Origin of the sequence: Streptoalloteichus tenebrarius (assembly GCF_024171885.1) — a bacterium.
In the GTDB taxonomy this organism is placed as follows: domain Bacteria; phylum Actinomycetota; class Actinomycetes; order Mycobacteriales; family Pseudonocardiaceae; genus Streptoalloteichus; species Streptoalloteichus tenebrarius.
Genome location: NZ_JAMTCP010000029.1, coordinates 46,058 through 68,900, shown reverse-complemented (window position 1 = coordinate 68,900; position 22,843 = coordinate 46,058). Strand labels below are relative to the sequence as shown.

At 73.6% G+C, this 22,843-nt stretch carries 17 protein-coding genes and 1 tRNA gene; 6 read left to right on the top strand and 12 right to left on the bottom strand.

Features of this window, described 5'->3' with window-relative positions; all coding sequences use genetic code 11:
- Positions 1-93: 93 nt before the first annotated feature.
- The 3 genes from otsB to LX15_RS21830 all read right to left on the bottom strand — a co-directional run bounded on the left by otsB (position 94) and on the right by LX15_RS21830 (position 5,906).
- Positions 94-2,643 (bottom strand): trehalose-phosphatase, encoded by a 2,550-nt coding sequence (gene otsB / locus LX15_RS21840; protein WP_253671487.1) that lies wholly within the window; start codon positions 2,641-2,643, stop codon positions 94-96.
- 41 nt (positions 2,644-2,684) lie between these two features.
- A complete protein-coding gene (locus LX15_RS21835; protein WP_253671486.1) occupies positions 2,685-4,127 on the bottom strand; it encodes an alpha,alpha-trehalose-phosphate synthase (UDP-forming) in 1,443 nt (480 codons plus the stop codon).
- 303 nt (positions 4,128-4,430) lie between these two features.
- Complete coding sequence (locus tag LX15_RS21830) at positions 4,431-5,906, bottom strand: threonine/serine exporter family protein (RefSeq protein WP_372502772.1); 1,476 nt, start codon at positions 5,904-5,906, stop codon at positions 4,431-4,433.
- Positions 5,907-6,073: 167 nt separating this feature from the next.
- On the opposite strand from LX15_RS21830, the gene LX15_RS21825 reads away from it, so the two are divergent.
- From LX15_RS21825 to LX15_RS21810, 4 genes are all read left to right on the top strand, one after another.
- A tRNA-Thr gene (locus LX15_RS21825) sits at positions 6,074-6,149 on the top strand.
- A gap of 692 nt (positions 6,150-6,841) precedes the next feature.
- Positions 6,842-7,231 (top strand): MerR family transcriptional regulator, encoded by a 390-nt coding sequence (locus LX15_RS21820; protein ID WP_253671504.1) that lies wholly within the window; start codon positions 6,842-6,844, stop codon positions 7,229-7,231.
- 189 nt (positions 7,232-7,420) lie between these two features.
- Entirely contained in the window at positions 7,421-8,029 is a 609-nt protein-coding gene (locus LX15_RS21815) for a DUF6230 family protein (RefSeq protein WP_253671485.1), read from the top strand.
- The gene (locus LX15_RS21810) at positions 8,029-9,420 is read left to right on the top strand and encodes a DUF6114 domain-containing protein (RefSeq protein WP_253671484.1); all 1,392 of its coding nucleotides are present in this window, start codon (positions 8,029-8,031) and stop codon (positions 9,418-9,420) included. Before LX15_RS21815 ends, LX15_RS21810 begins: the two co-directional genes overlap by 1 nt.
- Positions 9,421-9,616: 196 nt before the next feature.
- On the opposite strand, the gene LX15_RS21805 is transcribed toward LX15_RS21810, so the two are convergent.
- Positions 9,617-10,264, bottom strand: a complete 648-nt coding sequence (locus tag LX15_RS21805; protein ID WP_253671483.1) for a TetR/AcrR family transcriptional regulator C-terminal domain-containing protein — start codon at positions 10,262-10,264, stop codon at positions 9,617-9,619.
- A gap of 104 nt (positions 10,265-10,368) precedes the next feature.
- On the opposite strand from LX15_RS21805, the gene LX15_RS21800 reads away from it, so the two are divergent.
- On the top strand, positions 10,369-11,823 hold the full coding sequence (locus tag LX15_RS21800) for an FAD-dependent monooxygenase (RefSeq protein WP_253671482.1): 1,455 nt from the start codon (positions 10,369-10,371) through the stop codon (positions 11,821-11,823).
- A gap of 81 nt (positions 11,824-11,904) precedes the next feature.
- A complete protein-coding gene (locus LX15_RS21795) occupies positions 11,905-13,443 on the top strand; it encodes an FAD-dependent monooxygenase (RefSeq protein ID WP_253671481.1) in 1,539 nt (512 codons plus the stop codon).
- Positions 13,444-13,860: 417 nt separating this feature from the next.
- Here the strand turns inward: LX15_RS21795 and LX15_RS21790 are convergent, their stop codons facing one another.
- The 8 genes from LX15_RS21790 to LX15_RS21755 form a co-directional block, all read right to left on the bottom strand.
- Entirely contained in the window at positions 13,861-14,922 is a 1,062-nt protein-coding gene (locus tag LX15_RS21790) for an ADP-ribosylglycohydrolase family protein (protein ID WP_253671480.1), read from the bottom strand.
- A 177-nt stretch (positions 14,923-15,099) separates the two neighbouring features.
- Positions 15,100-15,864, bottom strand: coding sequence for an SGNH/GDSL hydrolase family protein (locus LX15_RS21785; RefSeq protein ID WP_253671479.1), 765 nt, complete (start codon positions 15,862-15,864; stop codon positions 15,100-15,102).
- Between the two features lie 227 nt (positions 15,865-16,091).
- The gene (locus LX15_RS21780; protein WP_253671478.1) at positions 16,092-17,102 is read right to left on the bottom strand and encodes an N-acetylglucosamine kinase; all 1,011 of its coding nucleotides are present in this window, start codon (positions 17,100-17,102) and stop codon (positions 16,092-16,094) included.
- A 6-nt stretch (positions 17,103-17,108) separates the two neighbouring features.
- Entirely contained in the window at positions 17,109-18,383 is a 1,275-nt protein-coding gene (locus LX15_RS21775; RefSeq protein ID WP_253671477.1) for a 6-phospho-beta-glucosidase, read from the bottom strand.
- Positions 18,380-19,276 (bottom strand): carbohydrate ABC transporter permease, encoded by an 897-nt coding sequence (locus LX15_RS21770; protein WP_253671476.1) that lies wholly within the window; start codon positions 19,274-19,276, stop codon positions 18,380-18,382. Before LX15_RS21770 ends, LX15_RS21775 begins: the two co-directional genes overlap by 4 nt.
- The gene (locus LX15_RS21765) at positions 19,273-20,259 is read right to left on the bottom strand and encodes a carbohydrate ABC transporter permease (protein ID WP_253671503.1); all 987 of its coding nucleotides are present in this window, start codon (positions 20,257-20,259) and stop codon (positions 19,273-19,275) included. The genes LX15_RS21770 and LX15_RS21765 overlap by 4 nt, the downstream gene beginning before the upstream one ends.
- Before the next feature lie 19 nt (positions 20,260-20,278).
- Entirely contained in the window at positions 20,279-21,607 is a 1,329-nt protein-coding gene (locus LX15_RS21760) for an ABC transporter substrate-binding protein (RefSeq protein ID WP_253671475.1), read from the bottom strand.
- 17 nt (positions 21,608-21,624) lie between these two features.
- Entirely contained in the window at positions 21,625-22,824 is a 1,200-nt protein-coding gene (locus tag LX15_RS21755) for an ROK family protein (RefSeq protein WP_253671474.1), read from the bottom strand.
- Positions 22,825-22,843: the final 19 nt, after the last annotated feature.

Below are 22,843 nucleotides of genomic sequence, written 5' to 3'. Positions count from 1 at the left end.
CCACCCGGCGGGGACGCGGGAGACCGGCCGGGAAACGGGTCGAGGGGCCCGCCGCGCGCGGCGCGCGACGAGCCCCTCGACCATCGATCTCGATCAGGCGGTGGCTTCCGGAGCGGTGGCCTCCAGCAACTGGGCGCACCGGATCAGGCCCAGGTGCGAGTAGGCCTGCGGGTGGTTGCCCAGCGACCGCTCGGCGATCGGGTCGTACTCCTCGGGCAGCAGCCCTGTGGGGCCGGCCGCGTCGACGAGCTGCTGGAACAGCTCCTCGGCCTCGGTCCGGCGCCCGGTGAGGAGGTAGGCCTCGATCATCCACGCCGCGCAGAGGTGGAAGCCGCCCTCGTCGCCGGGCAGGCCGTCGTCCCGCCGGTAGCGGTAGACGGTCGACCCGCTGCGCAGCTCGGCCTCGATCGCGGTCACGGTCGCCTGGAACCGCTCGTCGGTCGGGTCGATCAGCCGGGTCAGGCCCACGTGCAGGGAGGCCGCGTCCAGGTCGGTGCCGTCGTAGGCGGTGGTGAACGACTGCACCTCGTCGTTCCAGCCGTTCTTCAGCACGTCGGCGGCGATCGCGTCCCGCAGCTCCGGCCAGCTCGGGTCCACCGGACGGCCGTAGGTCTCGCCCAGCCGCACCGCGCGGTCCAGGGTCACCCAGCACATGACCTTGGAGTAGACGTGGTGCCGGGGGGCGTGCCGCTCCTCCCAGATGCCGTGGTCCGGCTCGTGCCAGCGGCGGGCCACCGCCTCGGCCATGGCCCGCACCAGGCCCCAGTCGTCGTCGGTGAGCTTGCCCCTGGCCTCGGTGAGGCGGACGACCAGCTCGACCACCGGGCCGAACACGTCGAGCTGCACCTGCTGGTTGGCGAGGTTGCCCACGCGCACCGGGCGGGAGCCGGCGTAGCCGGGCAGGGTGTCGATCACGGCCTCGGGGCCGAGGTTGTTGCCGTGGATCGTGTACAGCGGGTGCAGCCGCTCCGGCCCGGGCAGGGTGGCCAGCACCCGGTGCACCCAGTCCAGGAACGCCTCGGCCTCACCCAGCGAGCCCAGCGACACCAGGGTCTGCGCGGTGAGCGCGGCGTCGCGCAGCCAGCAGTAGCGGTAGTCCCAGTTCCGGACGCCGCCGATCTCCTCGGGCAGCGAGGTGGTGGCGGCGGCCAGGATCGCGCCGGTGTCGGCGTGGCACAGCCCGCGCAGGGTCAGGGCGGACCGGGCGACCAGGTCCCGCTCGACGTTGGGCAGGCGCAGCCCCGCCAGCCAGTCCGACCAGTAGGCGCCGCTGCGCCGGCGACGCTCGGGCTCCGCCACGTGCGACGGGCCCAGGTCGTCGCTGCCGCACCGCAGTTCCAACACCACGGGGGTGTCCGGCGTGGGACGGACCACGGCTCTGGCGCTCTCGTGCATGCCATCGGAGGTGATCTGCCATTCGACCCCCGGCGCGCGCAGCACCATCGGCTCCGAGGTCCCCACCACGCGCAGGCCGTCCGGCTCGGCGAGCAGCCGCACCGGCACCTGGCCGAACTCGGGGCGGGGCGCGAACTCGACCACCGCCGAGGTGCTGCCCGAGATCACCCGGACCAGGTCCGTGCGGTGCGGCGCGGCGTAGTGGTCCAGGTAGTCGGTGACCAGCAGCCGCGACCAGCGCGTCTCCACCGTCATCGTGCCCGGCAGGTACCGCTGGCCCAGCGGGAGGCCGTTGCGCTCCGGCTTCACCCAGAAGTGGCCGGCGCCGGCGCCGCCGAGCAGGTCGGCGAACACCGCGGCCGAGTCCGGCTCGGGGTGGCACATCCAGGTCACCTTGGCGTCCGGCGTGAGCAGGGCGACCGACCGCTCGTTGGCCAGCATGGTCAGCCGCTCGATGGGCGGAGCCTGCTCGCCGTACAGCCAGGTGCGGCGCTCCTCCAGGAGGAAGGCGAGCACGCAGGCGACGTCCACGGTGTCGTCGATGCGGTAGCCGGCCAGCGTCTCGCCCGGCCCGACCTTCAGCCCCAGGTCGGGGCCGTGCAGGCGGGCGAACGCCTTCTCGTCGGTGACGTCGTCGCCCAGGAAGATCGCGGCGGTCGCGCCGACCTGGTGCCGCAGCACGTCGAGGGCGTGGCCCTTGTCGGTCTGCACCACGGCCAGCTCGATGACGGCCTTGCCCTCGGTGACCTGGACGCCGTCCCAGGCGCACGGGCCGCGGCGGACCTGGTCGAGCACCCGCTCGGCCACGTCGGCCGGGGCGCGGCGCACGTGCACGGCCAGGCTCGCCGGCTTGTCCTCCAGGCTCACGCCCTCGGCGCCGGCGATGATCCGTTCCAGCTCGGCGTGCAGCCGGCGGTGCAGGTCCCTGGCGGCGGGGTCGAGCGCGTGCACGAAGCCCACGTCGAACTCCGAGCCGTGACTGCCGACCAGGTGGACCTCCGCCGGCAGGCGGGACAGGGTCGCCAGGTCGCGCAGCGCCCTCCCCGAGATCACGGCGGCCGTCGTGGCCGGCAGCCCGGCCAGCGAACGCAACGCGTTCACTGACTCGGGCAGTGGTCGGGCGCGTTCCGGGTCTTCCACGATCGGCGCGAGCGTTCCGTCGTAGTCGCAGGCGACGAGCAGCCGCGGCGTTCGCGCCAGTTGCACGATCGCCCGGCGCAGCTCGGCGGGGAGGGCCTCGGCGGTCAACGCCTCTCTCCTCACGGCGTCGGGGTGTGGTGGGCGGTTACCTACTCAGTGTGCGGCTGCGAGCCCAGGGCTTCGAGGAACGACCGTGCCCAGCGGTCGACGTCGTGGGTCAGGACCTGGCGGCGCAGCGCGCGCATCCTACGGCGACCCTCGGCCGGGTCGACGGTGAGGGCGGCGTGCAGCGCGTTCTTGACCCCGTCCAGGTCGTGCGGGTTCACCAGGAAAGCGCTGGTCAGTTCGGCGGCCGCGCCGGCGAACTCGCTGAGCACGAGCGCGCCGCCGAGGTCGTACCGGCAGGCGACGTACTCCTTGCAGACCAGGTTCATACCATCCCGGACCGGGGTCACGACCATCACGTCGGCGGCCGTGTAGAACGCGACCAGCTCCTCGCGGTTGACCGACGTGTGCAGGTAGTGCACCGGCGGCCGACCGACCCGGCTGAACTCGCCGTTGATCCGGCCGACCTCGCGCTCGATGTCCTCCCGCATCTGCCGGTAGTGCTCCACCCGCTCCCGGCTGGGCGTGGCGAGTTGCACCATCACGACGTCGTCCGGGTCGATCCGCCCGTCCTCCAACAGCTCGCGGAGGGCGAACAGCCGGACGTCGATGCCCTTGGTGTAGTCCAGCCGGTCCACACCGAGCAGGATCTTCTTCGGGTTGCCCAGCTCGGCCCGGATCTCCCTGGCCCGCTGCTGGATGTCCCTGCGCCGGGCGAGGGCGTCCAGCCCGGCCGAGTCGATCGAGATCGGGAACGCGCCCACCCGCACCACCCGGTCGCCGAACGGGACCACGCCGGGTTTCGTGCGCACGCCGACCGCGGCGCGGCTGGGCTCCAGGCCCGCCAGCCGCCGGGACAGCCACAGGAAGTTCTGCGCCCCGCCCGGTCGGTGGAACCCGACCAGGTCGGCGCCGAGCAGCCCCCGGATGATCTCGGTGCGCCACGGGAGCTGCATGAACAACTCGATCGGGGGAAACGGGATGTGCAGGAAGAAGCCGATCCGCAGGTCCGGCCGCTGCTCGCGCAACATCGCCGGCACGAGCTGGAGCTGGTAGTCCTGCACCCAGACGGTCGCGCCGGGCGCGGCCACCTCGGCGGCGGCCTCGGCGAACCGCCGGTTGACCCGCACGTAGGCGTTCCACCAGCTCCGGTGGAACGCCGGGGGCACCACCACGTCGTGGTAGAGCGGCCACAGGGTGCCGTTGGAGAAGCCCTCGTAGTAGTCCCGCACCTCGTCCGCGCTCAACCGCACCGGGTGCAGCCGCAGGCCCTCCTCGGTGAACGGCGACACGTCGGCGTCGGCGACGCCCGGCCAGCCCACCCAGGCCCCGCTGCGCGCCCTGAGGAACGGTTCGAGCGCGCTGACCAGACCGCCGGGACTGCGTCGCCAGCGCTCGGTGCCGTCATCCAGGCGTTCGAGGTCGACGGGAAGGCGGTTGGCCACGACGACGAAGTCCGCGCGTTGTACCCCTTCACCGTTGGTCACGTAGTGCGCCTCCTCGGGAACGCGGTCGGGTGCGGCGGCAGCGCTGCTCGTCCTGGGCCCCACCGGGCGCGATCGCCCGCCGCGCGCGTCGCCGGTCGTGGCGCGTCCGTCGGCCGCGCCAGCCCAGGGCACACCCGGCCGATCACCGGGACGTGCCGTGCGGACCGCGTCGTCGCAAGATCCGCGGGACCCGGCACAGAGGTTATCCGGGTTGCCCCCCGGTCGCGTGTTGGCGTCGGACCGATCACACCCGAACGGCCGCGCTCCCGCCCACCCGCTGTGCCGAACGGCCGGGACCCGCCGTCACTCCAGGGGACGCCTCGCCGGGCGTAGCGGACCGGACAACCGCGGACCCGCGAGCCGGCGTTCGAGCCGGCCCAGCCTGGTGCGCACCGGCTGGGCCAGGTACTCCCCGAGCACCACGCCCGCGGCCAGGGCGAGCGCGATGCCCAGCGCGACCAGCAGCGTGGACAGGCCGCCGCCGACGTCGTTGCCCACGACGAGCTGGGACAGCCCCCGGTAGGTGGTCAGACCGGGCAGCAGCGGCGTGATGCCGGAGACCGCGACCACCAGCGGCGGCACCCGCAGCCGGCGGGAGACCAGACCGCCGGCGAAGCCGACCAGCGTGGCCGCGCCGGCCGAGGCGATCACCACGTCCGCGCCGACGAGGGACAACGCGCCGTAGCTGGCCAGGCCGGCCGCGCCGGCGGCGCCCGCGACGAGCAGGGCCCTCGGGGTGGCGTAGCTGGCGAGCGCGAAGCACGCCGACGTCGCCGCGCCCGCCGCCACCATCAGCGGCAGGTCCGCCGGCATGGGCGGCAGCGGGTCGGTGATCGACACCCACGCGCCGAGCGCCACCCCGGCGCGCAGCGCCAGCACCACGCCGGCGACCAGCCCGGTGGACATCAGCGTCAGCTCCATGGCGCGGCCGGCGGCGGTGACGTTGAAGCCGGTGATCGCGTCCTGGACGGCGCCGACCAGCGAGAGGCCGGACAGCAGCACGACGATGCCGGCCGCGACGACCAGCGACGGCCGGACGTGGGCGGGCAGCAGCCCCGTGGCGTGCAGGCCGAGCGCGATGCCGGTCGCGAGCGCGCCGCCGACCGCCTGCTGGAAGAAGAAGGGCAGGGCCCTGCGGTTGAGGACCCGACCGACGCGGTCGATGACGGCGGTGACCGCGGCGGCGATGAGGGCGAGGACGAGTCCGCCGCCGAGCAGCGCCGCCACGGCGGCCGCCATCCCGGCCCACGCCGTCGTCGCGACCCACCTCGGGTACGGGTGCGGCGCGGTGGTGATGCGGTCGAGTTCGGCGTGGGCGTCGGCGGTGCTGGTCCGGCCGGCCGTGATCTCGCGGACCAGGTGCTCGACGCTCGCCAGCCGGGTGTAGTCGTGGCTGCGCGACCGCACGACCCGCACGCTGGTGACCGGGGCGGCCTCGGTGCCCCGGTGGCAGCAGACCGTGATCGAGGTGAAGATCACGTCCACCTCGCAGCGCGGCAGCCCGTAGGCGTTGGTGACGGCCAACATCGTGGCGGTCACGTCGGCCGCGCCGGCCCCGCTGGCGAGCTGGACCTCGCCGATGCGCAGGGCCAGGTCGAGGACGGAGTGCACGGTGGTGTCGTCGGGCAGTCGGGGTCCGTAGACGGCCTGTCCGGTCGGGGCGGCGGCGACCCTCGCGTGGTGCGAGGCGGTCCGCCACCACAGGGCGTTGCGGGCCCGCTGTGCCAGCCGCACGCGGTCACCTCCCAGGTCGAAGCGGGTTTGCGTCCCGGGAGGCATCGGCCGGCCTGGTTCCGCTGTTGCAGCACCGGGCAGTGGCCTGCGCCACGTCGCTCATTCGGACGAACCCAGTACGCGAAGTAGTCGAATCGGTTCCGATGTGTGAGGGGCGTCGGCGGGCGTGCGCGACGCTTACGATGTGCGCGGCGAGACGCCGCGCGCGTCCGGCCGGCGTAGCTCAATTGGCAGAGCACCCGCCTTGTAAGCGGGCGGTTACGGGTTCGAGTCCCGTCGCCGGCTCCACGGTACTGACCAGCGAGGACGGGCGGGGACCGGTGTTCGACCGGCCCCCGCCGCGGCGGCGCGGGGAGCGCCCGCGCCGGGGTGTCGCGCCCGGCCGGGCGGGGGAGCGGCGGCATCCCGTTCCGCCGGGTGGGCGCGGCCCGCTCGGTGTGGTGCTTTCGAGATCCTGTTCGTGCCATGTCCGAGTGGGATCGCACGGTGGAGGCGGGTTCTACCAGAAGTCGGCGCCTGGCATGCCAGGTTCATCCGTTTGGTGGGGCAGTTGTCCACAGGCGCCGGAGTTATCCCCAGGCTGGCCGTGACGGCTGGGGTTCGTGATCGCCGCTCGGTAGGCTGGAGCGGGGCTCGCCCCCCAGGGCGGGTGGGGGCTGTCTCGGGGGTGGGTGTCCTGGGTGGCCGGGAGGTCGTTCCTGGTCAGAGCGGGTTCGGCTGGTCGCGTTGATCACGTCGCGCGGCGGTCGGTTGGCCGCGTCCGCCAGCCGTTCCGCGTTGCTGGGCAGGACGTCCGCGACGCCGACGAGGTTCTCCACCGAGGCGTTGCGTCCCGAGCGTCAGTGTGTGCTCCACGGCCGATCTCGCGCCCACACGACCGTTCCCGAGGTGTCATCGCTGTGGGGCCATGTGCTTGGTCACAGGACGACGCCGAAGTCTGTCATCCATGTGAAGGTTGGCGTGTTGCGATGGGGGACACGATGCGGATCGGTGAACTCGCCCGACGGACCGGTGTGAGCGAACGCCTGCTGCGGTACTACGAGGAGCAGGGCCTGCTGCGCCCTGAGCGCACGCCCAGTGGGTACCGGCGGTACAGCGACGCCGACGTCGCCGCGGTGCGGCGGATTCGCACGCTGCTGGCGGCGGGGTTGTCCACTTCCACCATCGCCCGGGTGCTGCCGTGCGTGTGCGACGTCGGTGAACGCCTCGTCCCGTGCGGCGGCCTCGTGGCGGAGCTGCGCGCCGAGCGGGAGCGGATGGACCGGCAGATCGAGGAGCTCGTCCGGTCGCGGCGGCTGCTCGACGAGGTGATCGACGCGGCTCCGCCGGAGGCGCGGCCCAGGGGGGCCGACTGGCCCGCCGCCAGCTAGTCGTCCGCTTTGCCGCCTTGGTGCTGCTCCGAACGGGTGAAAACGGAACGAAACCTCGCCGTAATGTTGTGACCCTGCCCTCATTGGGTGAAGCTCGTCACCCCGAACGGCGGTCGCCGTCCCCCTGAAGGGGCGTGCGACGGGCCACGCCGCCGCGGATCGACCAACAGCGGAGGCAAGGAGGACGGCATGGTGGAGTCGGGCGCCAGGGGCAGGACGCGCTGGGGCCGGTTCGCGATGGTGGTGGCCGCGGGCGGCGTCGGCGTGGGCGTGCTGATGTTCGGCATGTCCAGCGGCGCGCTCGCCGCCTCGTTCACCGTCGCCGGCACCAGCTTCAAGGCCTCGGCCGACGGGCTGACGGGCACCGGGTTCGTCCAGTACGGCAGCGTGGACCGCAGCAGCGACAAGGCGCACCCGGTCGCGGTCAACGGCATGCGCACGGCGACCCTCGACAACTTCTGCCAGTCCATGGTCGTGCCGGGCCTGCCGGGGGTCGGCGACATCACGGTCAAGATCACTGCGGGTGGCAAGGGTGGGATGTCCGCCGAGAATCTCGTGATCAACATGGAGCAACTCGACGCCGACCTCACCCTGGGCAACGCCGAGATCGGCGTGGACGCCGCGCAGCTCGGCAAGGGCCCGCAGGGCGCGACCGGGGCGGCCGGCACGCTGGGCATCCAGGCCGACACCGTGCAGCTCGGGGCGCTGCGGCAGACGGCGTGGAGCACGACGGCCTCCACACTGCGCTTCAAGGGGATGAAGCTGGACGTGTTCTCCGGCCGCAACGAGTGCTTCTGATGGCGGGGCGGGACCGGGGGCGGTGGGCGGCCGGCAGGGCCGCCTTCCGCCGGTGGCGGCGCGGCCGGCCGTTCTGGGCCGGCCTGCTCGTGGCCCTCGCCGGCGTCGTGGTGCTGGTCCCGCCCTACGCCACGTTCCGGCTCGGCGACATGATGATCTCGATCAGCACCATCGGGGGCGTCTCCTCGCTGCTGATCGGGGTGTTGTTGCTGCTGGCGGCCGGCTCCCTGTGGGCGCGCCCGCAGTACCGGCTCGTGGCGGGCGTGGGCACGATGCTGCTCTCGCTCGTCGCGCTGGTCACGGCGAACCTCGGCGGGTTCCTCGTGGGCACCCTGCTCGGCGTCCTGGGCTCCGCGCTCGCGATGGCGTGGACCGACACGCCGGGCGCGGCGCGTCGTCCCCGCCACCAGCTCGACACGGAGCCGAAGCCGATCACGGCGGAGATCACACCGGCCACGCTGGTGGCGGGAAACGCGCCCGCGGGGGAGAGCGTGATCGCGGCGACCGTGGTGGAGGCGGCGGAGGAGACGGTCTCCGCGCCCCGACGGCCCTCTCCCCACCCCCGGCACGCGCGGCGGGAGCAGGGCGTGCCGCCCGCGCTCCTGGTGGTCGGCGCGTTGACCGTCGCCACCGCCGTGCTGCTCACCGTGGGCACTCAGGCCGCTCCGGCGACCGCGGCGACGCTTCCCTTCCTGCCGTGGCCGACCAAGTCGCGCGGCGCCACGCCGACTCCCGCTCCTGCCCCCTCCACCCCGCCGGTCAGCACGCCGACACCGGGCGGAAACCCCGTCCCGGGGTCACCTTCCGCCGCGCCCACGGCGACCGGAGGCGCGACGGCATCCAGTGGCGCCGCGACGACCCCGACGAGCGGGACGACGCCGACGAGCGGGACGACGCCGGCGAGCGGGCCGACGACCAGTGGCCAGCCGCCGGCCCAGCAGCCCCCACTGGAGCCGAGGGGGCGGGCCTGGACGCTGCGGGCGACCAAGTTGGTGTTGCGTTCGCTGCACTACGAGGGCGTGACGGAGGTGCCGGTCAACGGGACCAACACCAAGGTCATGAAGTTCACGACCAGCGGGATCGAGATCACCGACCTGGTGCAGACCGGGGACCTGGGCGGCGGCAGGCGGCTGGCCGTGACCGGGGCGCCGAACAGCGTGTCCACGATCCGGCCCGGCCCCATCACGCTCTACACCGAGCGCCTGGTGGGCACCGCGCACCTGCCGGTGATCGGCCCGACGCCGATGGACGTCAGCGGCGAGAACCCCGGCGCGACGCAGCTCCTCGGGGTGCTGCCGCTCGACATGACGTTCACCGACGTCACGGCGCTGAACGCGTTGCTCTCTGGCGGGAACCTGCACATCCCCGGGGCCAGGATCGCCGTGTCGTAGCGCTGGCCGGACCACGTTCCGTGCCGCGCACCCCTGGCCGGATCACGTTCCGCGCCGCGCGCACCCCTGGCCGGACCACGTTCCGCGCCCGCGTTCCGAGTCCCCGCTCCGAGTCCCCGCTCCGAACCCGTTCGCCCCGCTGGCCGTCGTCTGGCGGGCGGACGGCGCATCCCGCCGTTCCAGCCCGGCGAAGCGACTACCGCCCCTCCAACTCCCGACACAGCCCGTTGAGGACGATGCGCAGCCCGTGCTCGAAGCGGGCTTCGGTGTGCTCGACGCCGAAGGCGTCCTCCACGGCGGCGATCAGCAGCGGGTGTCGCTCGGGGTCGAACTGCGCACGCAGGTACTCGGGGGCGTACCGCTCGTTGTGCTCGCCGGGAGCCGGTGTCACGGCCTGCTCCTCGATGGTGAAGCCGAGCACGAAGTCGTAGAGCGTGGCCACGCCGCGCGTGGCCTCGTCGAGGGGGAAGCCGGCGTCGATGAGGACGCGCAGCATCAGTTCGGTGGCGTCGAACAGGCTGCGCTCGCGGAGGTAGGTGCCCGCGCACATCCGCGCCCCGTCGCGGTGGGACAGCAGGACCCGCCGCAGGTCCCTGGCGAACTCGCCCAGCCAGTCCCGCCAGGTCTGGCCGGGGCGGGGCGGCTGGATGCAGGTGAACGCGTCGGCGAGCAGGAGCGAGGCCATCTCGTCCAGCAGTTCCTGCTTGTTCCGGACGTGCCAGTAGAGCGCCGGTGGTCGCACGCCCAGCTCGTCGGCGATGAGGCGCAGGGTCAGGCCTTCGAGCCCCACCTCGTTGACGAGCTTGAGCGCGGCGCGCACCACCGTCTCGCGTCGTAGTCGCATCCCGGTCCGTCCGTTCTCCCCCTGTCAGAAGAGGCCTTGACAGCTTAACGGGGTTCAGGGGTACCTTAACGACGTTAAATTTAACGACGTTAAGGAGGGGTGCGGTGACCAAGCGGGTGATCGTGGCGGGTGCGGGTCCGGTCGGGCTGACGCTCGCCGCCGAGCTGCGGCTGGCCGGGGCCGAGGTGCTGGTGCTGGAGCGGCTGGCCGAGCCCACCGGGCAGTCCAGGGCGCTGGGGATGCACGCCAGGACCATGGAGGTCCTCGACCAGCGCGGCCTGCTCGACCGCCTGGAGGGGCGGAGGGGCGAGTGGGGCCACTTCGGGGCCATCCCGCTCGACTTCGGCGTCCTCGACAGCCACGTCGCCGGCCAGATGATGATCCCGCAGGCGAAGACGGAGCGGGCGCTCGGCGCGTGGGCGGCCGAGCTGGGCGTGCCCATCCGGCGGGGCCACGAGGTCGTGGGGCTGGCCCAGGATGCCGACGGGGTGCAGGTCGAGGTCGAGGGTCCCGAGGGGCGGTACCGGCTGCGCGCCGCCTACCTCGTGGGCTGCGACGGCGGTCGGAGCACGGTGCGTCGCCTGGCCGGCTTCGACTTCCCGGGCACCGAGGCCACCACCGAGTACCTGATGGCCGACGTCGAGGGGATCGACCTGCCGTTCCGGTTCAGCGACGTGCGGGAGCGGGGCGGGATCTCGGTCATCCCGCTGGGCGACGGTGTCACCAGGGTGCTGCCGGTCGAGTTCGGCGCGCCGCCTCGGCGCCGCACCGAGCCGCCGGCCTTCCAGGAGGTGGTCGAGCGGGTCGCGCGGATCACCGGAGATGACATCAGCGGCGGCCGTCCCCGCTGGGTCACCTCCTTCGGCGACGCCACGCGTCAGGTCTCGGAGTACCGCAGGGGACGCGTGCTGCTCGCCGGCGACGCCGCCCACATCCACCTGCCGGCCGGCGGCCAGGGGCTCAACCTCGGGGTCCAGGACGCGATGAACCTCGGCTGGAAGCTGGGGCTCGTCGCGACCGGCCGGGCGGGGGAGGAGCTGCTCGACACCTACCACGCCGAGCGCCACCCCGTCGGGGCCGACGTGCTGTTCAACACCAGGGCGCAGGCCCCGCTGCTCAACGGCGGCCTCGACCTGGAGCCGCTGCGCGCCGTGCTGCGGGAGATCTTCCGGTTCGACGAGGTCAACCGGCACCTCACCAACATGATCAGCGCGCTCGACCTCCGCTACGAGGTGGGCGCGGGGTCCCACCCCCTGCTGGGACGGCGGATGCCCCGGCGTGCTCTGTCCACTTCGGACGGAGAAACGGACACCTTCCGGCTGCTCCACGTCGCGCGGGGCGTGCTGCTCGACCTCTCCGACGACGCGGAGCTGGGGGCCGTGGCCGAGGGGTGGGCCGACCGGGTGGACGTCGTCCGCGCCTCGGCGCCCGAGCTGCCCGGGGTGGACGCGGTCCTGGTCCGGCCCGACGGCTACGTCGCGTGGGCCGCCCCCGACGCCGAGGGGGAGCGGCTCGACGTCGCCCTCGGCCGGTGGTTCGGGCCGCCGCGCACCCGCTGACCTCCCCTTCCCGGGCGACCCGCGCGGCGCGCCACGCGACCGGCCGCCGTGCCGCGCGGGTCGACGGGGTAGGGAGGGGACGTGGACGCGCAGGTCGTGGTGGTGGGCGCGGGTCCGGTGGGCCTCATGCTCGCCGCCGAACTCCGGCTGGGCGGGGCCGAGGTCGTGGTGCTGGAGCGCCTCCCCCGCCCCAGGACCGAGTCCAGGGCCATCGGGATCACGCCCCGCACGCTGGAGGTCCTGGACCAGCGCGGCGTGCTGGACCGCCTCGGCGACGTGCCCCGGCGTCGGCTGGGGCACTTCGCCGCCCTCCCGGTGCCGCTGGACTACGGCCTGGTGGACGGAGCGCATCCGGTGATGGCGCTGCACCCGCAGGCCCGCACCGAGCGGGTCCTCGCGGCGTGGGCGGCCGAGTTGGGCGTTCCCGTCCGATGGGGGCATGGGGTGGTGGGGCTGGCTCAGGACGCCGACGGGGTGAAGGTCGAGGTCGAGGGTCCTGAGGGGCGGTACCGGCTGCGCGCCGGCTACCTCGTGGGCTGCGACGGCGGGCACAGCACGGTCCGCCACGCGGCCGGGTTCGACTTCCCGGGGACCGGCGGCGACCGTCATTTCGTCATGGCCGACGTCACCGGCGTCGACCTGCGGCCCCGGCTGTTCCAGCGCAACGAGCGCGGCGCGTTCGCCGTGGTGCCGCTGGGCGAGGGCGTGACCAGGATCTGGGCGCACGAGCACGGCAGCGGGAAGGAACCGCCGACCTACGAGGACCTGCGCGTCATGCTGCGGCACGTCGCGGGGGAGGACCTCGCCGGGGCCACGCCGCGCTGGGTGTCGACCTTCGGCGACGCCGCGCGCCAGGTGACCGAGTACCGGCGGGGTCGGGTCCTCCTGGCCGGCGACGCCGCGCACGTCCACTTCCCGGCCGGCGGGCAGGGGCTGAACCTCGGCGTGCAGGACGCGGTCAACCTGGGGTGGAAGCTGGCCGCCGAGGTGCGGGGAGGGGCGCCCGACGGGCTCCTCGACACCTACCACTCCGAACGGCACCCGGTCGGCGCCCGCGTCGTGTGGAACACGCGGGCGCAGACGGAGCTGATGGTCGGCGGCCCCGAGCTGGACCCGGTGAGGGAGCTGCTCGCCGAACTGCTGGAACTGGACGTGGTGAACCGGCGGTTGGCCAGGATGGTCGCCGGGGTGGACGTCCGCTACCCGGTCGGTCGCGGCACGCACCCGTTGCCGGGCGCCAGGCTCCCCCGCGTTGAACTGTCCACAAAGGACGGTATGACGACCACGAGCCGCCTGCTCCACCGGGCTCGGGGCGTCCTGCTGGACCTCGCCGGCGGGGGAGGACGCGCCGACACGGGATCTCCCGCCCCCGGGTCGGTCGACGGCGGGCCGCGCGCGCTGGCCGCCGGCTGGGCCGACCGCGTGGACGTGGTCGAGGCGACGGCGCGGGGCGACGCGCTCGCCGGCCTGCGGGCGCTGCTGCTGCGCCCCGACGGCCACGTGGCCTGGGTGGAGCCGGACGACGGGGAGGGGCTCGACGTCGCCCTGCGCCGCTGGTTCGGCCCGTCGGGGGCCGAGGCGGATATCAGCATCGCCGCGAATCACGGAAGTGTTACGTGAGCCTTGTCACGTAGCATTCCGTAAATGCGCAGGTAGTCGCGGGATCGCTGATACGGCGGACTGACGGCTGCCGCGCGGCCTGTTACGTTTCCCGGCAGGACCGAAAGCGACGCCAGGAACGGCGGACAACGAGCGAGCCCCAGGTCACCGTGTTCCACCTCGGGCGAAGTCGGGGAACGAACATTCCCGACGCGCGTTTCTCTCCCTGTTTCTTCGCGCGTTGTGCGCCGTCGGCGCGGAATGGTTTCCGCGGGGGCGGCGGACGGTTGGGGCGTTGACCGCGCGGGCCCGGGCCGGTGTGTAGGGAAGCTCGGGGTGACGGCCCGCGCCCGGCGCGGTCAACCATCGCGGAACCGTCGCCCGCCGCTCCCCTCCCCCCGGAGCGGCGGGCGACGGTCCCGCCCGTGGCCGCCGGGATCAGGCGATCAGCCGGTAGCGCTCCGGCTCGAAGTCCACGCCCGCGCAGGCCGCGCCCAGGTCCTTGCCGAGCTGCGCGATCACCTCCGCGAGTTCCAGCCGGTTCAGCCACGCCCTGGGCAGCGCGCCGGTGCCGTGCGCCGCGCCGAGCAGGTTGCCGGTGAGCGCCGCCGTCGTGTCGCTGTCGCCGGAGTGGTTCGCGGCCAACAACAGCGCCTCCCGGAAGCCGGACGGCTTGTAGCGGACCAGCGCGGCGTAGACCGCGATCGCCAGCGCCTCGGGGGCCAGCCAGCCCTCGCCGAGCCGTTCCACCGAGGCCGCCGACGGGCCGCCCTCGGCCGCCGACTCCGCCCGCAGGTCGGCGACGGCCAGCCGGCGGGCCTCGGCCAGCGCCAGCCCGGTCTCCTCGTCGTCGGCCAGCACCCGGCCGGTGGCCTGGTCGACGGCCTCCCACAGGGGGCGGTCCTGCACCGCCACCAGGTGCACGATGAGCGCGAGCGCGCCGCCGGGCGCCCAGCCGCCGGGGTGCCCGTGGGTCAGCGCCGCCGTCTCACAGCCGTGCCGGTAGGCCAGCTCCGCGTGCGCGGAGAACCCGAGCGGCGCGCTGTGCGCCAGGCCGCCGCAGCCCCGGGAGTCGTTGCACGGCTGTTCGATCGTGCCCATCTCGTCGTGTTGCAGGGCCCGCAGGCAGGTCAGCCCCGGCGCGCGGGAGGCGTAGACGCGGGGGTCGGCGAGCAGGCCGCGCGCGTCGGGGTCGGGCTCGTCCTGCTGCTGGGAGCGCAGCCACCGGCGGCACGCCCGCCACACCGCGGTCGTCGGCCAGGAGAACCCGTGCTGGTCGGCCCGGCTGTGCAGCAGTCCCTCGGTCGTGAACAGGGTGAGCTGGGTGTCGTCGGTGAGCAGGGCGGGGGAGGGCGGCTCGGTGATGCCGCCCCTGCCGTGGCGGCGGTGGATCTCGGAGAGGTGGAGGAACTCCACCGGGGCGCCGAGGGCGTCGCCGAGCGCGCCGCCGAGGAGGCAGCCGGCTGCGCGGTCCATCAGCGCCGTGGGGTCAGCGTGCACGGCGCACCAGGCTACGGGCGTGATCATCCGGAGGGGAGTCTGGTCGCCGGCCGCCCGCGCCCACCAGCGCGGATCCGGCTCCGACCACCGGGGCCGCCCACGGCCGTGCGCGGCCCCGGACGCGCCGACGCGCCGGCGCCCGGGGCGGGCGCCGGCGCGTCGGGTCTGGGTCTGGCCTCAGGCGACCGGGGTGAGCTTCGGGCGCTTCGGGCGCACGCCGTCGCCCGAGGACTCCCCGCGCAGCCGGCGGCCGATCCACGGCACGAAGTGCTCCTTCGCCCACCGCAGGTCCTCGCGGCGCAGCGACACCCAGTCCACCGGCGGGGCCGGCGGCCAGGGGGCGTCCCACCGGGTGTCCGTCGTCACGCCCAGCGCCTCGCACGCCCGCAGCGCCACGCGCTCGTGACCCTCCGGGGACAGGTGCAGCCGGTCGTCGCTCCACGCCCTCGGGTCGTGGAGCACGGTCATGGACCACAGGTCGACGACGCGGCAGCCGTGCCGGTCGGCGGTGGCCCACAGGTGGGTGTTGTAGGTGGCGACCTTGCCCCGCAGGTGCTTCATCACCGGGGTCTGCTTGGTGTCGAACCCGGTGCAGATCACCACGTCCGCGCCGGCGGCGCGCATCCGGGCGACCGCGTCGTCGAAGATCGCGGCCAGGGCGTCCGGGTCGCTGCCGGGACGCAGGATGTCGTTGCCGCCCGCGCAGAAGGTGATCAGGTCGGGGCTCAGCTCGATGGCCTCCGGCACCTGCTCGTCGACGATCTGCTGGAGCAGCTTGCCCCGCACCGCGAGGTTGGCGTACCGGAAGTCCGGCCTGCCGGCGGCCAACCGTTCCGCGAGGCGGTCCGCCCAGCCGCGGTAGCCCTCGCCGTCGAGGGCGGGGTCGTCCAGGCCCTCAGTGAAGCTGTCCCCGATCGCGACCAGGGCGTTCCACCGGTGCACGGTTGTTCTCCCTCCAGAGGTGTCCCGACTGGACAGCATGACCCTTCGCCGTCGACCTACGCCACCGTCGGTTACGACGCCGTAGGTTCGCCCCGTCCCGTCATCCGGACAAAAAGGACGGTGCGTCGAGGTGATCACCGCTCCCGGTGAGCAAAGTCATGCCGGTGGGACGCCCCGAGGGAGCGCCGTCGGTGGACAGTCCACTGTGGACAGACCGTCGCGCTCGGTCACGACGCGGCGGGCGTCGGGTTGGCGAGCAACGCCGCGCCGGCCGCGCGCAGCCGTCGCTCGGCCTCCCGGTCCGCGCCGAGCGCGTCCAGGCCGAGCAACGCCGCGCCCACCACGGGCGGCACGTCGACCACCCGCACCTCGCAACGGGGAGCCCGCTCCCCGCAGGCCAGGGCGATCCGCCCGGTCAACGCGGGGCCGGCCCCGACCGCCACCCCGCCGCCCAACACCACCCGGACCGGCTCGTCGAGCAGGTCGAGCCGGCGCAGGGTGACGGTGACCATCAGCGTCACCTCCTCCACCAGGCGGTCCACCAGCCGGCCCGCCACCGGGTCCCCCTCGGCGGCCACCCGGAACAGCAGCGGGCACAACGCGTGCAGCTCGTCCCACGGGATCTCGCCGAAGTGCAGGCGCTCGATCAGCTCCCCCGTCGACGGGAGCGCGAAGTGCTCCAGCACGGCCGGGAGCAACGCGGTGGCCGGACCCCGCCCGTCCGCCGCGCGCACCGCCCACCACAGCGCCTCGGTCGCCAGGAAGGAACCGCCGCCCCAGTCCCCGGAGATCCGCCCCACCGACGGGAACCGGGACGTTCGCCCGTCCGGCGCGACCCCGACGCAGTTGATGCCCGCGCCCAGCACGACCGCCACCCCGAGCCCGTCCGGCGTCCCGGCCCTGAGCACCGCGAAGGTGTCGTTGCCGACCACCGTCGACCGGGACCAGCCCAGATCCTCCAGCGCCCGCGAGAGCGCGGCCTCCTCCCTGGGGAAGTCGGCGCCGGCCAGGTAGGCCGCCGTGTGCTCGGCGAGGTCACGGGTGTCCGCGACCCCCACCTGGCGCGCGGCGCGCCGCACCAGCTTGTCCAGCGCGGCCATGCTGCTGGCCATCCCGACGTTCTGCGCCGACGCCCCGGGTCCGCGCACGGACGCGAGCACCTCGCCCCGCGCGTCGACCAGCAGCACGTCGGTCTTGCTGTTCCCGCCGTCGACGGCGAGGACCGCGACCCGTGGCACCGGGCCTCACCCCTTGGCCCACGGCAGGAACGCCGCGTTCGCCGCCAGCAGCGAGTCGGTCAGCCGCTCGGCCTTCTCGTGCTGGCCCACCAACGGGTGCGCCAGCAACGCGTCCGCCACGCGGTCCCGTCCACCGTGGACGGCCGCGTCCAGCGCGAGGGCCTCGTACGCCGCCACGTGGGCGATGAGGCCCGCCATCGCCGGCGGCACCGGGCGCACCGGGGAGGGCACCGCGCCCCCGGTGTCGATCGTGCACGGGATCTCCACCACGGCGTCCTCGGGGAGGAAGGGCAGCGCCCTGCCGTTGCGGACGTTCACCACGTGCGAGGCCCCACCGCCGTTCACCAGCGCGTCGACGAGCTGGATCGCGGCCTCCGAGTAGTAGGCCCCTCCCCGCTTGCCCAGCAGCTCCGGCTTGGTCGACACCGCGGGGTCGGCGTAGACCCGCAGCAGCTCCCGCTCGACGTCGGCCACCACCTCGGCGCGGGACCGCTCCCCACGCTGCTCGGCCACGACTTGGTCGTGCTGGTAGAAGTACCGGAGGTAGTACGACGGGATCGCGCCCAGCCGGTGCAGCAGCGCCACGGGCAGGCCCACGCGTTCGGCGATCTCCCCCGCCCGTTCCTGGAGCAGCGCGGGCAGCACGTCCATGCTCGCGTTGGGGCCCTTGATGAGCACGCCCCGCTCCCACGTCAGGTGGTTCAGCCCGACGTGTTCGAGGTAGACGTTCTCCGGCGCCACGCCGAGGATCTCGGCGAACCAGCGCTCGAAGCCGATCGCCACGTTGCACAGCCCGAGCGCGCGGTGCCCGGCCTCCAGCAGCGCCCTGGTCACGATGCCGACGGGGTTGGTGAAGTTGACCAACCAGGTGTTGTCGCCGGCCACGGCCCGCACGCGCTCGGCGATGTCCAGCACGACCGGCACCGTGCGGAGCGCCTTGGCCAGGCCGCCGGCTCCCGTCGTCTCCTGGCCCACGCAGCCGCACTCCAGTGGGAAGGTCTCGTCGGAGTGGCGCGCGGACTGGCCCCCCACCCTGAGCTGGAGCAGGACCGCCGTGGCGCCGTCGGCGCCCCGCTCCAGGTCGCTGGTGGTGCGCACGACGGCGGGGTGGCCGGCCGCGGCGAGGAGCCGTTGGCAGAACGGGCCGACGACGGCCAGTCGCTCCTCGTCCGGGTCGACCAGCGCGATCTCGTCGACCTCCAGGCCGCCGAGCCGGTGGGCGATGCCGTCCACCAGCTCCGGCGTGTACGTGGAACCGCCTCCGACGACGGTGAGTTTCATCCCTTGACCCCTGTGAACGTGATGCCCTTGACGAAGGATTTCTGGGCGAACAGGAACAGCACGACGGCCGGCAGCATCACGAGCACCGTCGCCGCCATCGTGAGGTTCCACTCGACATGATGGAGCCCGCGGAAGGACGCCAGAGCCACCGAGAGGGTCCAACTCTCCGGACGTTCACCCGCGTAGAGCAGCGGACCGAAGTAGTCGTTCCACGTGTAGAGGAAGCAGAACAGCGCCGCCGCCGCGATCCCCGGGCGGGCCATGGGCAGGATTACCCGCCACAGCACCTGGAGTTCCGAGCAGCCGTCGACCCGCGCGGCGTCGGCGTAGTCCTCGGGGATGGTCAGGAAGAACTGCCGCAACAGGAAGATGCTGAAAAAGTCGCCGAGCAGGTAGGGGACGACCAGCGGCCACAGGGTGCCGGTCAGCCCGAGCTGCGCCCACAGCAGGTACAGCGGCACGGCGACCACCTGGGGCGGCAGCAACATGGCCGCCACGACCGCGAAGAAGGCGAGGTTCCGCCCCCGCCACCGCAAGCGCGCCAGTGCGTACGCGGCGGGCACGCTGGACAGCAGCATCCCGACCGTGGCCAGTCCGGAGTACAGCAGCGAGTTCCCGAAATAGGACAGCATCGGGGACCGCGTGAACACATGGGCGAAGTTCTCCCAATGCCATTCCCTCGGCCACAACTGGGAGGTGAGCGCCTGCTGGTCCGACATCACCGCCGTGAGCGCGATGAACACCAGTGGCAGCAGGAACATCAGGGTGAGGGCCAGCGCGAGGCTGTGCACCGCGATCCAGTGCAGCGCCGACCGCGCGCCGGGACCGGCCGCCCGGGGCCGCGACGCGGCCCGAGAAGGGGAGGCGTCCAGCGGTGTGTCCAACGTCGTCATCGTGCCTCCCCGGTCCCCGCCGCCGAGCGGAGGCGTCGGATGAGGACGACGGTGCAGGCGAAGGACACCAGGAACAGCACCGTGCACATCGCGGCGGCGTAACCCATGTTGAAGTAGCGGAAGCCCTGCTGGTACAGCCAGGCGGGGAAGGTCAGCGTCGAGTTGCCGGGCCACCCCAGGTTCTTGCTGTGCCCGGCCATCTCGGCCCCTCCCGAGGCCACCGACCCGCCGACCACGGCCTGGGTGAAGAACTGCAACGCCAGGATCACCGAGTTCACCACGCCGAACAGCAACACCGGCGCGATCGAGGGCAGCGTGACGTGCCGGAACCGGCTCCACGCCCCCGCGCCGTCAAGGGCGGCCGCCTCGTACAGCTCGGTCGGCACGTCGAGCAGCGCCGCCAGGATGATGATCGTCAGCTCGCCGGAGCACCAGAGCATCAGCAGCGTCAGCGACGGCTTGGCCCACGCGGGGTCGGTGAACCAGCCGGGAGGCGAGTCGATCCCGATCGCCCGCAGCCCCGCGTTCACCGGCCCGGTCCCCGGGTTGAACAGGAAGACGAACGCGAGGGTCGCCGCCACCGGCGGGGCCAGTGCGGGCAGGTAGAACACCGTGCGGAAGAAGCCGGCGCCCCGGCGGATCCTGGCGAGCACCGACGCCACGCCCAGCGCGAACACGACGCGGAGGACCGTCAGGACGACGACCAGCCACAGCGTGTTGGCCGCGGCGGTGTGTGCCACCGGGTCGCTGGTGACGAGGTGGACGTAGTTCCGCGGGCCCACCCACTCCGGCGGGTTCAGCCCGTCGGACCGGGTGAACGAGAAGAACACCGTCGCGACGAGGGGGTAGGCGAAGAACAGCCCGAAGCCGAGGACCGCCGGGGCCAGGAACCCCAGGGCGACCAGGCGGCGTCGCCGTCGGCGGCGCGGGACCGGTGGCCCGGGGTCGGCTGGCGCGGGCGCGCGGTCGACCGTCGTGGTCATCGTGCTGGACACGGCGGGCCTACTTGCCGCCGAGCGCGGCGTTGTCGTCGATCTGTTTGGCCAGCGCGGCCAGGCCCTCGTCCAGGTTGGGCACCTCGCCGCCGAGCCACCGGCTGGCGAAGTCCTCGGTGAACTTCACGTAGGAGGCGCCGTTCGGGGCGCTCGGCGAGGTGGCGAGGCGCGGGCTGGAGAAGATCCGCATGAAGGTCCGGAAGTTGTCGTCGGCCTGGAGCTTGGGGCTGTCGAGCGCGGCCTTCGTGGTGGGGATGTTCCGCAGGCCGTTGGACAGCTCGACCAGGGCGTCGGTGTCGGTCGTCAGGTACTTGACCAGCTCCCACGCCGCGCCGGGGTTCTTCGCGCCCCGGGGGATGCCGATGATCGTGCCGGTGGTGTAGCCGCCGCCGTACAGTTCCTGGCGCGAGTCCGCCACGGGGAAGGGTGCGGTGCCGTAGGCGAGGTTGGGCGTCTGCTGCGCGATGAACGCCGTCCGGTACTCACCGTCGAGCATCATCGCGACCCTGCCCTGTTGGAAGGCGTTGTCCGCGGAGTACTGCTGGCCGGCGGCGGCCGTGAACGACGCCAGCCGGTCCTTGCCGTAGAAGTCCGTCAGCTCCTTGAGCCAGGTGAACATCTCCTTCCACCCGGGATCGCTGGCCATCGCGGAGCCACCGTCCGGCTTCTGCCACTGCGCGTTCCAGTGCGGGGCCAGCATCTGCGGGCGGTGGTTGTAGAAGTTGATGGTCGGGACGAACCCGGCGACCTGGATGGAGCCGTCGGGGTTGAACACGGTCAGCCTCTTGGCGACCTCGGTCAGCTCCGACAGGGTTCGCGGCGGACTGGTGATCCCCGCCTTGGCGAACATCTCCTTGTTGTAGTAGAGGCCGTAGACGTCGGCGAGCAACGGCATCGCGCACCGCGTCCCCCGGTACTCGGTGTAGTCCCGGACCGCCTGCGGGATCTGCCCGAGGTCGACCTTGTCGCGGTCGAGGTAGGGGCGCAGGTCCTGCCACGCCCCCGAGGAGCAGTACTGGCCGAGCAGGTCGGTGGAGAACGAGATCGCCACGTCCGGCGCGGTGCCGCCCCTGATCGACTGGGTGATCTTGTCGTCGTCCTGGCTGCCCTCGCTGCGGATCGTGATGTTCGGGTGTTTGGCGTGGAAGCCGTCGAGCGTCTTGTTGAGGGCGCGCAGCTCGTGGTCGGCGAAGTTGCTCCAGACCGTCACCGTGACCTGCTCGTCGTCCCTGGGCGCCGGGGCGGCCCCGGTGCCGCCGCCCCCACCGGTCGTGCAGGCCGCGGCGAACAGGCCGGCGGCCACGGCGGCTAACGCCAGGCGTCGTGTGGAGCCCATGTGCCCTCCAGGTGTGGTCAACGGGGAACGGACGGGGGGACGGCGGGGAGCCCGAAGACCCGCTCGCGGGCCAGGGCGAGGGCCGAGCGCAGCGCGCCGGAGCGGACCGCGCCGGCCCCGGCGCGCGCGGGCTCCACGGGGGTGCGGGGGACCACCATGCGGTGCAGCTCGTCGGCGACCAGGTCGCACAGCACCCGCACGCCCGGCTCGCCGACGCCCACCGACAGCAGCACCAGCTCGGGGTCGACGACGCTGACCACGCCGGCGATCCCGGTGGCGACCCGGCGGGCCAGGTCGGTCAGGAACGGCCGACCGGCGGGACCGGTCGCCAACGCGCGGCGCAGCACCGCCCACCCGCCCCCGGCGGGCAGGCCGTGCGCCTGGGCGAGCCGGGAGACGGCGGCCGAGCCGAGCAGGTCGCCGAACCGCGCGCCGCGCCGGTCGACGCCGGTGTCGCGGTCGGCCCTGTCCGGCACCCGCATCCAGTCGATCTCGCCGGCGCCCCCGGTCGCGCCGCGCAGCACCGTCCGGTTGATCACGACGGCCGACCCGACGCCGGGGGTCAGGCACAGCAGCACGAAGTCGCGGGCGTCGACCGCCCTGCCGGTGGCCATCTCCTCGGCCGCCAGCAGGTTGACGTCGTTCTCCACGACGACGTCGACGTGGTCGCCGCCGAGCAGCTCGCGCAGCCGGCCCGGCACGTCGAAGCCCTCCCAGCCGGGCAGGTGCGGCGCGAAGCCGAGCCGACCGGTGCGGGGGTCGACGGCGCCGGGCGAGCCCACCACGACGTGCCGCAGGTCGGCCCTGGTCAGCGAGGCCATGGCCGCGGCGTGGTCCAGCGCGGCGACGAACGCGGAGAGCACGTCGGCCCCGCGCCCCCTCGGCATGGGCGCGCGGTGCTCGGCCAGCACGGCCCCGGCGATGTCGGCGACCGCGACGTCGACGGTCCTGGGCGTGAGGTCCACGGCGGCCACGTGGGCCAGGGCGCCGTTGACCCGCCAGAGCTGGGCGCGCGGGCCCCTGCCGCCGCCGCGCAGGCCGCAGCGGCGCACGGTGCCCTCGCTCTCCAGCCGGGCGAGCAACTGGGCGGTGGCGGGTTTGGACAGCCCGATCAGGGTCTCCAGCTCGGCGCGGGTGAGCGGGCCGCCGGCCAGCATGGCCTCGATCGCCACGCGGTCGTTGATCTCCCGCAGCAACCGGGGGCTCCCCGCGCGCACCGGGCCTCCCTTGGTCCGG